The organism is Roseibium sp. (assembly GCF_051016195.1).
Lineage (GTDB): Bacteria > Pseudomonadota > Alphaproteobacteria > Rhizobiales > Stappiaceae > Roseibium.
Genome location: NZ_CP134616.1, coordinates 5,418,046 through 5,431,361 on the forward strand (window position 1 = coordinate 5,418,046; position 13,316 = coordinate 5,431,361).

11 protein-coding genes are annotated in these 13,316 nt (G+C 58.7%); 4 read left to right on the plus strand and 7 right to left on the minus strand.

Translation table 11 applies throughout. The annotated features are described in order from the left end of the window. Positions 1–38 precede the first annotated feature (38 nt). From RDA78_RS24670 to RDA78_RS24680, 3 genes are all read right to left on the minus strand, one after another. Positions 39–1,706: an NAD+ synthase gene (locus tag RDA78_RS24670; RefSeq protein WP_434052408.1), complete on the minus strand. Its 1,668-nt coding sequence runs from the start codon at positions 1,704–1,706 to the stop codon at positions 39–41. 145 nt (positions 1,707–1,851) lie between these two features. Beyond that, on the minus strand, positions 1,852–2,403 hold the full coding sequence (locus tag RDA78_RS24675; RefSeq protein ID WP_434052409.1) for a response regulator: 552 nt from the start codon (positions 2,401–2,403) through the stop codon (positions 1,852–1,854). Positions 2,404–2,559: 156 nt separating this feature from the next. Next, positions 2,560–3,942: a class II 3-deoxy-7-phosphoheptulonate synthase gene (locus RDA78_RS24680; protein ID WP_434052410.1), complete on the minus strand. Its 1,383-nt coding sequence runs from the start codon at positions 3,940–3,942 to the stop codon at positions 2,560–2,562. A gap of 275 nt (positions 3,943–4,217) precedes the next feature. Between RDA78_RS24680 and RDA78_RS24685 the strand changes: the two genes are divergently transcribed. Beyond that, the gene (locus tag RDA78_RS24685; RefSeq protein WP_434052411.1) at positions 4,218–4,949 is read left to right on the plus strand and encodes a VIT1/CCC1 transporter family protein; all 732 of its coding nucleotides are present in this window, start codon (positions 4,218–4,220) and stop codon (positions 4,947–4,949) included. 11 nt (positions 4,950–4,960) lie between these two features. Here the strand turns inward: RDA78_RS24685 and RDA78_RS24690 are convergent, their stop codons facing one another. Continuing rightward, positions 4,961–5,566 (minus strand): gamma-glutamylcyclotransferase family protein, encoded by a 606-nt coding sequence (locus tag RDA78_RS24690; RefSeq protein WP_434052412.1) that lies wholly within the window; start codon positions 5,564–5,566, stop codon positions 4,961–4,963. A 54-nt stretch (positions 5,567–5,620) separates the two neighbouring features. Here RDA78_RS24690 and RDA78_RS24695 point away from each other — a divergent pair, with 54 nt between their 5' ends. The 3 genes from RDA78_RS24695 (at position 5,621) to RDA78_RS24705 (ending at position 10,205) form a co-directional block, all read left to right on the plus strand. Next, positions 5,621–6,814, plus strand: coding sequence for an aminotransferase class V-fold PLP-dependent enzyme (locus tag RDA78_RS24695; protein ID WP_434052413.1), 1,194 nt, complete (start codon positions 5,621–5,623; stop codon positions 6,812–6,814). A gap of 84 nt (positions 6,815–6,898) precedes the next feature. Beyond that, the gene (locus RDA78_RS24700; protein WP_434052414.1) at positions 6,899–8,434 is read left to right on the plus strand and encodes a diguanylate cyclase domain-containing protein; all 1,536 of its coding nucleotides are present in this window, start codon (positions 6,899–6,901) and stop codon (positions 8,432–8,434) included. Positions 8,435–8,660: 226 nt separating this feature from the next. Then, on the plus strand, positions 8,661–10,205 hold the full coding sequence (locus tag RDA78_RS24705) for a diguanylate cyclase domain-containing protein (RefSeq protein WP_434052415.1): 1,545 nt from the start codon (positions 8,661–8,663) through the stop codon (positions 10,203–10,205). Positions 10,206–10,261: 56 nt separating this feature from the next. Here RDA78_RS24705 and gor read toward each other — a convergent pair whose 3' ends face one another. The 3 genes from gor to rpiA all read right to left on the minus strand — a co-directional run bounded on the left by gor (position 10,262) and on the right by rpiA (position 13,124). Then, complete coding sequence (gor, locus tag RDA78_RS24710) at positions 10,262–11,638, minus strand: glutathione-disulfide reductase (protein ID WP_434052416.1); 1,377 nt, start codon at positions 11,636–11,638, stop codon at positions 10,262–10,264. Positions 11,639–11,860: 222 nt separating this feature from the next. Continuing rightward, positions 11,861–12,328: a DUF2059 domain-containing protein gene (locus tag RDA78_RS24715; protein WP_434052417.1), complete on the minus strand. Its 468-nt coding sequence runs from the start codon at positions 12,326–12,328 to the stop codon at positions 11,861–11,863. A 103-nt stretch (positions 12,329–12,431) separates the two neighbouring features. After that, on the minus strand, positions 12,432–13,124 hold the full coding sequence (rpiA, locus tag RDA78_RS24720; RefSeq protein WP_434052418.1) for a ribose-5-phosphate isomerase RpiA: 693 nt from the start codon (positions 13,122–13,124) through the stop codon (positions 12,432–12,434). Between the last annotated feature and the right edge of the window lie 192 nt (positions 13,125–13,316).

Sequence of the window (13,316 nt, forward strand, 5' to 3'; positions counted from 1 at the left end):
AACGGGCCCGAAGGAAAGGGAACGGCTCCGGTATGGCCTTAAGTGCGATCCCGGAACCGGTTCGTGATTGGATAACGGCGGTCTTTTCCGAAATTCCGCTCCGTTATCTTGACGCCTGGAGGTGCCTGACGCCGTTTGTATTCAGCAATATAGAGCAAATGCTCGATCCTGTGAATCAGAGCCCTGTCGTGTCCGCGCTTCTCGATCTCGCTGACGGACATTTCCTCCTCCACAAGGCATTCCAGTATGTCGTCGAGCACGTCATAGGGCGGCAGGGAATCCTGGTCCGTCTGGTTTTCCCTGAGCTCGGCCGTCGGCACCTTGGTGATGATGTTGGACGGGATCACCTCCCCTTCCGGCCCGCGCAGTCCCGAAAGCGCGTTGGCGTTCCGCCATGCGGCAAGGTGATAGACCTGCGTCTTGTAAAGGTCCTTGATCGGGTTGTAGCCACCGTTCATGTCGCCGTACAAGGTCGCATAACCGATGGACATTTCCGACTTGTTGCCGGTGGTCATCACCATCCGGCCGAACTTATTCGACACAGCCATCAAGATCACACCGCGCGCGCGCGACTGCAGGTTTTCCTCTGTCGTATCCTCTTCCGTTCCCTCAAACAGTCCGCCCAGTGCGGACCTGAAACCTTCAACAGGTTCGGCAATCGGCACGGTGTCATAGCGGATGCCCAGCGCGGATGCGCATGCGGCAGCGTCCGCTATGCTCTCCCCGGAGGTGTATCTGTAGGGCAGCATGATCGCATGGACGCGTTCAGCGCCAAGGGCGTCGACGGCCATGGCGGCGCAGATCGCGGAATCGATCCCCCCCGAGAGGCCGAGAACGACACCGGGAAATCCGTTCTTGTTGACGTAGTCGCCAAGACCCATGACGCAGGCGCGCCAGTTGGCTTCGTCCAGATCCGGCAGCTTCTCGACGTCACCGGTTTCGCAGACCCATGTTTCGCCGTCACGGCGCCAATTGCTGAATGAAAGGGATGTTTCGAACTGCGTCATCTGAAATGCAAGGGTGCGGTCCGCCTGAAGCGCGAAGGACCCGCCATCAAAGACCAGCTCATCCTGCCCGCCGACCTGGTTGCAGTAGACAAGAGGCAAGCCGGTTTCAACAACGCGCGAAACCACGATCTGCAGTCGTTCTTCGGCACGATTGACCCAGTAAGGCGATCCGTTCGGAACCAGCAGGAGTTCCGCGCCCGTTTCCTCAAGGCATTCGCACACCTCGTCGTTCCAGATATCCTCGCAGACAGGCAGACCGATCCGCACCCCGCGAAAGTCGACCGGTCCGGGCAGCGGCCCGGCGGCAAAAACACGTTTCTCGTCGAACACGCTGTAATTGGGCAGGTCGTACTTGTAGCGGACAGCGCGGATCTCACCGCCGTCCAGCAGCAGCACCGCATTGAACACCTTGCCGTCTTCGGCCCGCCAGGGTGTCCCGATCACGAGCGCCGGGCCACCGTCCGCGGTCTCGGCCGCCAGTTCCCTGGCCGCGTCCATGCATTTGCGGACAAAGGCAGGCTTGAGCACCAGATCTTCCGGCGGATATCCCGACAGGATGAGTTCGGAGGACAGCACGATGTGCGCGCCTCCTTCCGCAGCCTCCCGCCTGGCTTCACGGACAAGTTTTGCGTTCCCGGAAACGTCTCCGAGCGTGGGATTAAGCTGCGCGACAGCCAGTCTGAAGTGATCGGAAATCATGGAACCTGTTCCAGGAAAAGAGGTTCCTGCTGATTTAGCGGCAAGAAGGTCCCGTTGCAATCATTCAAATCGGATTAGCCGGAAGCAGATTGCTGTCGCCTGAAAAACGCGTTGGAAGACATCAATTCGAGCGCATCTGAGCCGCTCAAAGCAGCGCGAGACCGGCGTCATCTTCGCCTTCGGACCCGGCTTCGGCAAGCCCTTCACCCGGCGGCTGCTGCACATCGGCAATGTTTAGCTTGCGTGTCGGCTTCTGTGAACCGAGACCCATGATCCCCTTCGAGCGGCCGTTCATGTCCTGCCGTTCGAGGATTTCGCCTATGTGCCGGTAAAGGATCGCCGGCGCGATCGGTTTGGCAACGAAGCCGTGGACGCCGATGCTGATGGCTTCCATGATCGTTGCCCGGTTCGCATGGGCAGAGATGACGAGCACGGGAATGGTTGAAATGACCGGATCCCGGTCGCCGCGCAGGATTCGCAGGAACTCGCTTCCGCCGAACGGGTTCATGACCCAATCCAGAAGGACAACGTCCGGCTTCCGGTCGACGACGAGTTCGAGCGCTTCAGCGCCATCGCTCGCTTCGAAGATCGAGCGAATGCCAAACCCTGTCAGAACAGAGCGCAGGATCGTACGCATATGCGGATTGTCATCTGCAATCAGGCAGGAAATTCTGGACAGATCCCACTTCTCGCGCACCCTTGCGTCTCCTCCGGAAAATTTGCTGTTCCTCAGATATGGGGCGCGAGCGTTAAATGTGGCTTACCTAATGCGAAAACGACTGTCCAAATTACCTAAAAAGGCGGCAAAAGCCGCCTTTTTGGTTAACGTTCGGTGACCACTGGCTCGTGGATTTTATGCACTTGCCGCAATCGGTGTTGCCTGACGGCCATCGCGTTCCTTCTTGAGGTTTTCCGCAATCAGGAATGCCAGTTCCAGAGCCTGGTCCGCGTTGAGGCGCGGATCGCAATGGGTGTGGTAGCGGTCACCGAGTTGCTCGGCCGTCAGGGCGTGCGCCCCGCCGGTGCACTCGGTCACGTTCCGCCCGGTCATCTCGACATGGACACCCCCTGCATGGGTCCCCTCGGCCCGGTGGACTTCGAAGAAGGATTCCACCTCTTTCAGGATGCGGTCAAACGGACGCGTCTTGTATCCGCCCGCCGTGATCGTGTTGCCGTGCATCGGGTCGCATGACCAGATCACAGACTTGCCTTCGCGCTCGACGGCGCGAACAAGCTGCGGCAGATGATCAAACACCTTGTCCGATCCGAACCGGGCAATCAGCGTCAGCCGCCCGGGTTCGTTTTCCGGATTGAGAATGTCGATCAGCTCAAGCAGGCCATCCGGCGTCAGGGACGGACCACATTTCAGGCCAATCGGGTTCTTGATGCCGCGGAAGAATTCGACATGCGCATGGTCCGGCTGGCGTGTCCTGTCACCGATCCAGAGCATATGGCCGGACGTCGCGTACCATTCGCCAGAGGTGGAATCCACGCGTGTCAGGGCCTCTTCGTAGCCAAGAAGCAGTGCCTCGTGGCTGGTGAAGAAATCGGTGCCGCGCATCTGCGGAACGTTTTCTGAACTGATGCCGCAGGCACGCATGAAGGCAAGCGCTTCGGTGATGCGGTCGGCCAGTTCCTTGTAGCGGTGTCCCTGCGGGCTGTCGGTGATGAAACCGAGCATCCACTGGTGCACCTGATCAAGGTTCGCAAAACCGCCCTGCGCGAATGCGCGCAGCAGGTTGAGCGTCGCGGCGGACTGACGATAGGCCATCGCCATCCGGCTCGGGTCCGGGATCCGGCTGTCAGGGCTGAAGTTGATGTCGTTGATGATGTCACCGCGGTAGCTCGGCAGCTCGACGTCATTCTTCGTTTCAAAGTTGGAAGACCGCGGCTTGGCGAATTGCCCGGCAATCCGGCCGACCTTAATGACCGGCTGGCTGGCGGCGTATGTGAGCACAACGGCCATCTGAAGGAAGACGCGGAAGAAGTCGCGGATGTGATCGGGATGGTGCTCGGCGAAACTCTCGGCGCAGTCGCCGCCCTGGAGCAGGAAACCATTGCCCGCTGCAACGTCGGCAAGCTGCTGCTTCAATGCGCGCGCTTCCCCTGCAAAGACAAGCGGCGGATACGTCGACAGGCGTTGCTCTACATCCGCCAAAGCCTCTTGATCCTGGTATTCCGGGACCTGCAAGATCGGTTTCGATCTCCAAGTCTCCGGGCTCCACTTCTCCGCCATTTTTCCTACTCCTACAGGACGTGCGCAATTTCTCTCACGGTAGTGCGCCGTCCGAGACATTTTCATTGGTTTTCGATTGCCAAACGACAGCAAACGTGCGGCGTTATACACGCCGTTGGGCGCAAGCGCCACCGTTCAATCCGGCAATTTTGGTCAGGCACCCGGCGCGCAGGCCGTCTTGGTGAAAGACACGGAAAAATTCGGCCTTGACCGGGATCATGGCGGCGCCGGGTCTCGCGCGTCACCATTTGCTTGCGACAAGATAGGACAGTCTCATGCCAACTCCAAGACTGGAGCACAGCCACAGACCCGATGACATCGCGTCCAGGCTCTCCGGAAAGCCCCCAGCCAGCTATCTCAGGGACTGGATCTACGGCGGAATCGACGGCGCCGTCACCACATTCGCAATCGTTGCCGGTGCGGTCGGCGCGGCTCTCTCGGCAAAGACGATCCTGATCCTCGGCATCGCAAACCTGCTGGCCGATGGCTTTTCCATGGCGGCGGCCAACTACAGCGGAACGAAATCCGAAGAGGAGGACTACGCCCGCCTGTTGTCCATCGAAGAAAAGCACATCGCACTCGCGCCGGAAGGTGAGCGGGAAGAGATCAGGCAGATCTTCGGATCGAAGGGCTTCAGCGGTGCAGATCTGGATGAAATCGTCCGGTTGGTGACCTCGAACAAGGCCACATGGATCGAGACGATGATGCAGGCTGAGTACGGGCTAAGCTCCACGGCGCGGTCTCCGGTCAAGGCGGCCCTGGCAACTTTCACGGCGTTTCTGGTCTGCGGCAGCCTTCCGCTGCTGCCCTTTCTTTTCGGGTCGCGTTCGTCAGAGATGCAAACTACCGTCCTGACCGCGCTCGCCTTCTTTCTCATCGGTTCGATCAAGGCGCGCTGGTCGACAAAGTCCTGGATCGTGTCCGGACTGGAGACGACCGGCATTGGTCTTTGCGCCGCCGGTATCGCCTATCTCGCGGGCGCCCTGCTCCACGGGCTCATCGCCTGATGGGCAACCGTTCATCGGCTGCGCGCCGGAGCATCGATATAAGTCAGGTTCCTGGATGCGGTGGCTGCATCGATTATCTGGCGAAGACGATCCGGCAAAACGACAGCGCGCGGATAAGCGGGGCTTTCGCGGTCTCGCAGAACCGGCACATGCCATCCATCAGTGGTATCGAGAAAGTGCTCGATGCCCTCCTCGCCCCAGAGCCTGAAAAACCCTGCCAGGACACAGTCCAGATAGCTTTGCAGGATCGGATGCGTGTCCGTGCCCCATCGACTGTGTTCATCTGAACCGACAAAGACAAAAAGGTCGCCCGGTCCGCTTGTTCGCTCAGCGTCGCAGCGGAACGCATCGCCCACAGCCTCGACCTTGCGGTATCTCTTTTCCCGCTTTTCCAGATCCTTCAGCCGGGACCGGGGTTCGCGCACCATCACGCCCCGGATCTCGCGGCCCGGCGCTTCGCGCACGCTCAAGGCGCAGCGGCCCTGCCCGTCCTCACCCATGCCGCACACTCGCCACTCTCTCATCCATCCGTGAAGCGTGCCTGGAGTGACACTTGCGTCGGCCGGGATCGTGTCGGCATTGACGAGGGAACCATATCCAAAATATGTGATCGTCATTGAGTGCAGGTCTCGGATCTGTGGAATGCCGATAACGCGAAGCCGAAGGTCATCATGATTGTTCCATCCCTTTCCCAAAAAGATGTCGCGGCCATGCGGGAAGACACGCCCGGTTTAGGGCAACTGATCCACTTTAACAATGCCGGTACCGGCCTCGCCTTGCGGCCAGCGCTTGATGCCGTCAAGCAGCACCTCGACCTCGAGGCAACGCTCGGCGGTTATGAAGCGGCAAGCGCAAACAGCAGCGGGATGGCCGCATTTTACACGAGCCTTGCCGCCCTTGTCGGCTGCAAGCCGCACGAGATCGCCTATATCGAAAACGCCACCCGCGCCTGGGACATGGCGTTCTACGGCATCGACTTTCGCGCGGGAGACCGGATCATCACCGGGCGTGCGGAGTATGTCTCGAACTACGTCGCCTTTTTGCAGATGAAACGACGCAAGAATATCGAGATCGATCTTATCGAGGACGATGAAAGCGGTCAGATCGACCTTGCCGCGTTGAAATCCGCGATCACGCCCAGGACGCGCCTGATCGCGCTGACGCATATCCCGACATTCTCCGGCCTGATCAATCCGGCAGAAGAGGTTGGTGAAATCGCCCGTTCCGCAAAGCTTCTCTATCTTCTGGACGCCTGCCAGTCGGCGGGCCAGATTCCCGTGAATGTCGGCGAAATTGGCTGCCACATGCTCTCTGGAACGGGACGCAAGTACCTTCGCGGACCGAGGGGCACGGGGTTCCTTTATGTCAGCGATGATGTTCTGGACCAGATCGAACCGCCTTTCATCGACCTTCAGTCTGCAAACTGGCTGGATGACAACAGCTATGAACTTGTCCCGCACGCCATGCGCTTCGAAACCTGGGAACGATACGTGGCGGGTCAGATCGGACTGGGTGTCGCTGTCAGTTACGCCATCGGCTACGGCATGGAACGCATCGGCAACCGGATCTGCGCACTCGGGGCGCAACTTCGTTCGGAGCTCTCCGCCGTAAAAGGCGTGACACTTCACGACAAGGGTGCCCGCAAGGGCGGAATCGTTACCTTCGCCCTGGAGGGGGAAACGCCCGCGCAGACCCAGGCGAGACTGTCTTCGGCACACATCAACGTTTCGGTCAGCAAGGGAACCTCCGCACAGATTGACCTGCCGCACAGGGGGCTCGATTCCGTTGTCCGAGCCTCTCTGCACGCGTTCAATTCAGAGGACGAAATAGAACGCTTCGTTAAGGCACTTGGCATTTTGAATTGAGTTTCCGCCGAAAATCCGAAGTTCAAAAGCTGACGTTAAGTTCGCTCTGCTATCCAGTTCGTTGGATTGAGGAGGGTGTTCGCCGTGATTGGAGGTACGGGAAAGGCCAGTGCTGCCCCGGACGGGGATGCCGTAAGGTCGGCGACTGGACGTCAGATCAAGCTTTGGATCTACGGCCTGGCGGCGCTTTTGATCGCGATGTCTGCCGCTTCGCTGACATTCATTGCGCATCTTGCCTGGGTCGAAGCCGACCGGCGGTCGCTAGATAGCGAAAAGCTCCGCTTTTCCGGCAACCTCGGCAACTACACGCAAATGATTGCGATCGACCAGTTCGACCTCGCTCAATGGGACGAAACCTTTACCGCCCTCCAGAAGCCTATCGATCGCGATTTCCTCAAGGAGCAGATCGTTCTCGCCCTTTGGGAAACGTTCGATCTGGAAAGAACCTTTGTCGTTGCCGCGGACGGCACCCTGATTGCACAGGCCGTTGAGGACCACATCCGGTTCCCGGCACAAACAACAGAGGCGGCGCCTGTCATTCGTGCGCTGGCCGAACGCACGCGCGCGACATTCGCCGAGCGAAAGCGGCAATCGAACTCGGCGTTCGCCAACTGGTACCTGCCCCAGTCCATTCTTCTGGAGGTGACAAATTCCGAGTTTGCCGTTGTCGACGGGCAACCTGCCCTTCTTGTTGCAGTCCCGGTTCTTCCGGACTATGGCGACGTTGACATGCGCGACGATTACCCTGCCGTTCTCATAAATGCCGTCTATATCGATGACCTCATGGTCGCCGAACTGAACGACAGCCTCAACTACAGCGATCTGCGCTTCACTTGGGGTGAACCGGAGCGCGATCATCCTACCAATCATCTTGTCACGGCCGCCGATGGCACGGTCCTCGGCTTTTTCCGCTGGAGCCAGAAAAAACCCGGGCAGCAGATCTGGCTGATGGCTCTCCCGCTCATTCTCCTGATGACCGTGATCATCTCGACCGTCGCCTTTGCCGCCGCCGCGAAAATCAGCCGCCTGTCATCACAGCTCGAGGAGAGCGAGCGCAAGAACCATCATTTCGCAAACCACGATGCGCTCACGGGTTTGCCGAACCGGCACCACTTCTCCGACCGCCTTGCCTATTCGATCGACAGTCTACCGGACAAGGGCTTTGCGCTGTTCGCCTGCGATCTCGACCGGTTCAAACCCATCAACGATACTTTTGGCCACGAAGCCGGAGACAGGGTCCTTTGTTGCGTCGCAGACCGATTCAAACGGCACTTCAGCAAGGACTCGGTCGTCTGCCGGATCGGTGGAGACGAATTCATCGTTCTGGTGACAAAATACGAAAACGCGAACGAACTTGAGGACATTGCCGAAAACCTTCGGAAGTCCATGTCGGTTCCGATCGAAATCGGTGGTGGCAACAGCGTTGAGATCGGCGTCAGCGTCGGAATTGCCACGGCACCCGAATGCGGGTTGAACGACAAGGACCTGATAAGGCTGGCGGACCTGGCCCTTTACCGGGCAAAGGAAAACGGCCGGGACACGGTCGAGTTTGCGTTACCGCCATATCTTGACGCGAGCGATACCCATGGGACTGCGGACACGCGCGCCAAAGCAAGTTAATCCTCTGATTGTCTTCGAACTTTCAGAATTTATCTGCTCAAGATGCGTGTGGTGACTCCCGAGATTGATAAAACGACCATACCCGTCTGCGTCAGTCACAATAGCTCAAGAACAATTTATCTCTTTTACAAATATTCGCACCCGATATTAATCAATTTGGTCTTTATTCGTCTCTCGCATCACTACCGAAAACTAAACCTGATGTAGCAGACGAAGAGTTCACAACTTGGGCGAATTCCGGAGACGATACAGCGATCAGGCGCCAAAGCTCGCCAGACAGCACATCTCGCGCCTGGCGTTTGTGCTGGCAGGCCTTCTGATTGCGGTCACGTCGGTATCCCTGCTCTTCGTCGGTTTCGTCGCGACCCGCGCGTCGATGCAACAGACCATCGCCAATGAAGAGCGTCTGTTCCGCAGTGTCGTCGCCGACCAGCAAATCACGATCATCCGGGAACAGATCGGCGTTGCCTCATCGGACAAGTCAGTCGACAGGCTGGTGAGAACCTTTGATCCCGAATTTGCCCGGGAGACTTTCGATGCGCTGTGGACCAACTACCGGCACGACAAGCTGATGCTGATTTCCGGCGACCGGCACGTCCTCGCAGAGTCCTTCGAAGACTACACGCATATCGTGATGCGTCCTCTTTCAGAGACTCCGGAACTGGAGCCTGTGGTTGACGAACTGACCACAAAATTCATGCTCAACCGGGTTCGTGTGCCGGGCGGGTTCGGTCACCGGTCGCTGCAGGATCTCGACGCGGGCGCATTTGCCATGATGGGCTTCGTGCGCATTGACGGGAAGCCTGCTCTTTACGGCGCCATGCCGGTCATGCCCGACCGGTACGAGACGACACTGCCCGATGGCGCACCCACGATCCTCCTGTCCGCATTCTTCATCGACGATGCGCTGCAGAAGAAGCTGAATGCGCAGCCCGCATTTCGTGCCTTCAGTTTCCACGAAAGCGTTCCCTCGCCGCTTGATGGACCGTTTCATCTGATTTCAGATCAATCGGACACAGCGATCGGCGTATTCCGGTGGAAGAGCGAATCCGCCACGGCCTCGATCTGGCCGACGATTATTCCCGTGATCGCCATCTTGAGCGTTGCGCTTGGCACGCTTGCCTTTGGTATCGCGTGGCGGATCGGCCGCCTGACGACGTCTCTGCAGGCCAGCGAACAGCAAAACCGGTATCTTGCCCTTCACGACACGCTTTCTGGTCTTGGCAACCGGCTGTTGTTCAACAGGGTGCTCGATTCATCCGCCAAGGAGTTGCCGGAAAAACGCTTTGCCGTTCTTCATTGCGACCTCGACAAGTTCAAGTCCGTGAACGACACCTTCGGACACGCAGCGGGTGACACCGTGATCAAGACCATCGCCGAGCGGCTGAATGCCGGTGTTGGACGGCAGGGGCTCGTCTGCCGGATCGGTGGCGACGAATTCATGGTCATCTACAGGAAGGAGACGACAAGGTCGCACCTGAAGGCCCTTTGCGACAGGCTGATTGCCTCGGCCCAGGAACCGGTGGAGCTTTCCGCCGGCAAACAGACCGCGGTCGGGCTCAGCATCGGTATCGCAAGAGCACCTGAAGACGGCCGCGATCCGGAGCAACTCGTCGGCTTCTCCGACGCGGCGCTCTATCATTCCAAAGCACTCGGCCGCAGCCGTTTTTCCTTTTTTTCCGAAACGCCCGCAGCTAAGGGCGCATGGACAGCCGAACTGGCCGGCGATGTTCCTGCTCCAACGGAAGAGCTGAAAAAAGCGCACGGATAGACAAACGAAAACCGGACCCGCTTCCAGGTCCGGTTTCCCTGACGCGGAAGCAGTGGCTAGCCGCGCAGCTGTTCGGTCGGCTCGCGCATGGTCACGAGTTCTTCGGCCGCCGTCGGATGAACGGCAATCGTCCGGTCGAAATCGGCTTTGGTAGCGCCCATCTGCAAGGTCACGCCGAGAATCTGCGCCAATTCACCGGCGTCCGGACCAACCACATGCACCCCCAGAACCTTCTGGGTGTCGGCATCGACGATCATTTTCATGAGCATCTTTTCGTCGCGGCCGGACAGGGTGTGCTTCATGGGCCGGAAAGTGGACTTGTAGATATCCAGGTTGGGCGTTCGCTCCAGCGCCTGGTCCTGTGTCAGACCGACCGTTCCCATTTCGGGCTGAGAGAACACGGCAGTCGCAATCAGGCTGTGATCGACTGTCCAGGGCTTGTTGCCGAACACCGAGTCGGCAAAGGCATGCCCTTCGCGGATGGCGACCGGGGTCAGATTGGCCCTGTTCGTAACGTCACCGACCGCGTAGATCGACGGAACGTTTGTCTGCGAGTCCGCACTCACCTTGATGGCACCGATCCGGTCTGTCTCGACGCCAGCCTGTTCCAGACCGAGATCCTTCGTGTGCGGATTGCGTCCGATCGCGAACATGATCTTGTCGACGGCAAGGTCCTTGCCGCCTTTCGTTTGCCCGACAAGGCTGCCATCGTCGCGTTTTTCGATGCTGGAAAACGTGTCCCCAAGGATAACCTTGATCCCCTTCTTCTCCATTTCCTGGCGGACGGTTGTCCTCAGATCCATGTCAAAGCCGCGCAGGATTTCCTCGCCGCGGTAGATCAAGGTGGTGTCAACACCGAGACCGTTGAATATGCCGGCGAATTCGACGGCGATATAGCCTCCGCCGGCAACCACGATGCTTTCGGGCAGCTCCGCCATGTGGAACGCTTCATTGGATGTGATCACGTGTTCCATGCCGGGCACGGAGTTGTCGACATTCGGAGAAGCCCCGACCGCGACAAGAATGTACTTCGCGGTAAGGGTCTGGCCGGTGGACAGAAGCCGAACCGTATGCGGGTCCTCGATGACGGCACGGCTGTCATGCGCTTCCACGTCGGTGCGTTCGAGATTGCGCCGGTAAAGTCCCTCCAGGCGTGTGATCTCCTGATCCTTTGCGGCGATCAGCTTGTCCCAGGAAAAACTGCGTTCACCGACGGACCATCCGAAACCCTCGGCGTCCTCGAACTCCTCGGAGAACTTGGATGCGTAGACAAAGAGCTTTTTCGGCACACATCCGCGGATCACGCATGTTCCGCCATATCTGTATTCTTCGGCGATCCCGACCCGTGCACCATGCGTCGCGGCAATGCGCGCGGCGCGCACGCCACCCGATCCGCCGCCAATAACAAAAAGATCGTAGTCGTAGTCGGTCATCTTCGCCTCTTTTTGAGTTCGCCTGCTCTCTGCCCCCGGAGAGTTCCAAGCCCGCCCCAGATAGGCGCTGCAGATCACCATGCAAGGCAGGCCCCGAAGGAGAGCACCGCCCAGCATCGCCAAAACGGTGTTTTTGTAACGAATTAGGCCGCTTTCGCGGCCCGTTCGCCGGTTTCATGCACCAGCTTCACTTCTTCGTGCGATTGCCGTTACAGCCGGCAATCACTGCGCCTGGGTTCGTTTCTGGAGTTCCTGCTGAACGATCGTGACCATTTCGGTCGACGTCTTGTCCTGCCATTCCCGCGCCGCTCCGACGGAAAGCTGCGTGACACGCGGCAAGGTCTGGGTCAGCTTCTGTCCAAGATCTGTCTGGTAGAACGCTGCCAGATCGTTGAGTTCATCTTCGGTGAAGTTGACCGCCCAGGCCTCATACACAAGCTTGTTCAACTCGCCGCGCGTGGGAGCAAGCTGCAGGGCAACTTCCTGAACCACCTCGATGATTTCCTCAGCGCGGGTCGGCTCTGCCTGGATGAACGCTGTGCGGGTCTGCTCTGCAAGGATTGGCAGAATCTCGTCGAACGGTTCCAGGACTTTCGTTACTTCAGCAACCCGTTTTGCTGCCGCCATGTGGCTTTCCGAGATCGCGTCCTGCGCCAGGGAGGCGTTGGCGAACAAAGCTGTTGCTGTCATTACGGCGCCAAAAACAGCGGCCCGCGGCAAAGCTCTCGTGAGTGTCATACTTCTACTCCTACGTGGCTGTCCGAAATCGCGTTCGGACACCAAATACAATAATTCAGGCAGGTACCACGGTCTTTACCCCATTCGTACCCGCGACGTAAGCTTTTGTTGCCAGCCCTATGAAGAGGCCGTGTTCAACAACGCCAGGAATATCGACCAGCTCCCCGGCAAGGGATTGCGCGTCCGGAATAGCCTCCAGATGCGCGTCCAGAATGTAATGCCCGCCATCGGTGACAAAGGGATCCTGAACACCACCTCTCAAGACGAGTTTTTGCGGCAGGCCCGTGGTCTCAAGAGCCTTTGCAATCGCGTTCATGGTCGCCTTCAATCCAAACGGCACAACTTCGATCGGCAAGGGAAACCGACCGAGCGTCGTAACTTCCTTGCTGCCATCGGCAATCACGATCATGTTCGCGGAAGACGAAGCGACGATCTTTTCCCGCAGCAGCGCGCCCCCGCCCCCCTTGATCAGGGACAGGCCGGCGTCCAATTCGTCCGCGCCGTCGATGGTCAGATCCAGTTCGGGCAGGTCGTCGAGGGTCGTCAGCCGAATGCCGAGTTCCGAAGCAAGACTGCGCGTGCGTTCCGATGTCGGAACCCCGATCACATCCAGTCCATCTGAAACCCGCTCGGCCAGTGCCTGCACGAAGAATTCCGCGGTCGAACCGGTCCCTATCCCGAGGCGCATCCCCGATGTGACGTCCTGCGCTGCCCGTTCTGCTGCCTGTTTTTTAAACTGATCGCTCATCCGAATTCCTTCAGCCTCCGCCCGAGCGGATGGGGCGTGACCGCTTCTTTTTATTGACCGCCGGGTGCTTACCATGGCCGACCTCTTACGGTCCAGTGACATTCCTCGCGACTTACCAGAAAGCTTGGCTTCGTCAGGGAAGAACGAATTCATTAACCATGACTTTAGATTGATTTGCGAACTTGAACCCTA

Excerpts from the sequence above, each read along its gene's own strand:
- RDA78_RS24715 (WP_434052417.1), bottom strand. The coding sequence starts at position 12,328 with ATGACAGCAACAGCTTTGTTCGCCAACGCCTCCCTGGCGCAGGACGCG.
- gor (WP_434052416.1), bottom strand. The coding sequence starts at position 11,638 with ATGACCGACTACGACTACGATCTTTTTGTTATTGGCGGCGGATCGGGT.
- RDA78_RS24680 (WP_434052410.1), bottom strand. The coding sequence starts at position 3,942 with ATGGCGGAGAAGTGGAGCCCGGAGACTTGGAGATCGAAACCGATCTTG.
- RDA78_RS24690 (WP_434052412.1), bottom strand. The coding sequence starts at position 5,566 with ATGACGATCACATATTTTGGATATGGTTCCCTCGTCAATGCCGACACG.
- RDA78_RS24695 (WP_434052413.1), top strand. The coding sequence starts at position 5,621 with ATGATTGTTCCATCCCTTTCCCAAAAAGATGTCGCGGCCATGCGGGAA.
- RDA78_RS24685 (WP_434052411.1), top strand. The coding sequence starts at position 4,218 with ATGCCAACTCCAAGACTGGAGCACAGCCACAGACCCGATGACATCGCG.
- RDA78_RS24670 (WP_434052408.1), bottom strand. The coding sequence starts at position 1,706 with ATGATTTCCGATCACTTCAGACTGGCTGTCGCGCAGCTTAATCCCACG.
- rpiA (WP_434052418.1), bottom strand. The coding sequence starts at position 13,124 with ATGAGCGATCAGTTTAAAAAACAGGCAGCAGAACGGGCAGCGCAGGAC.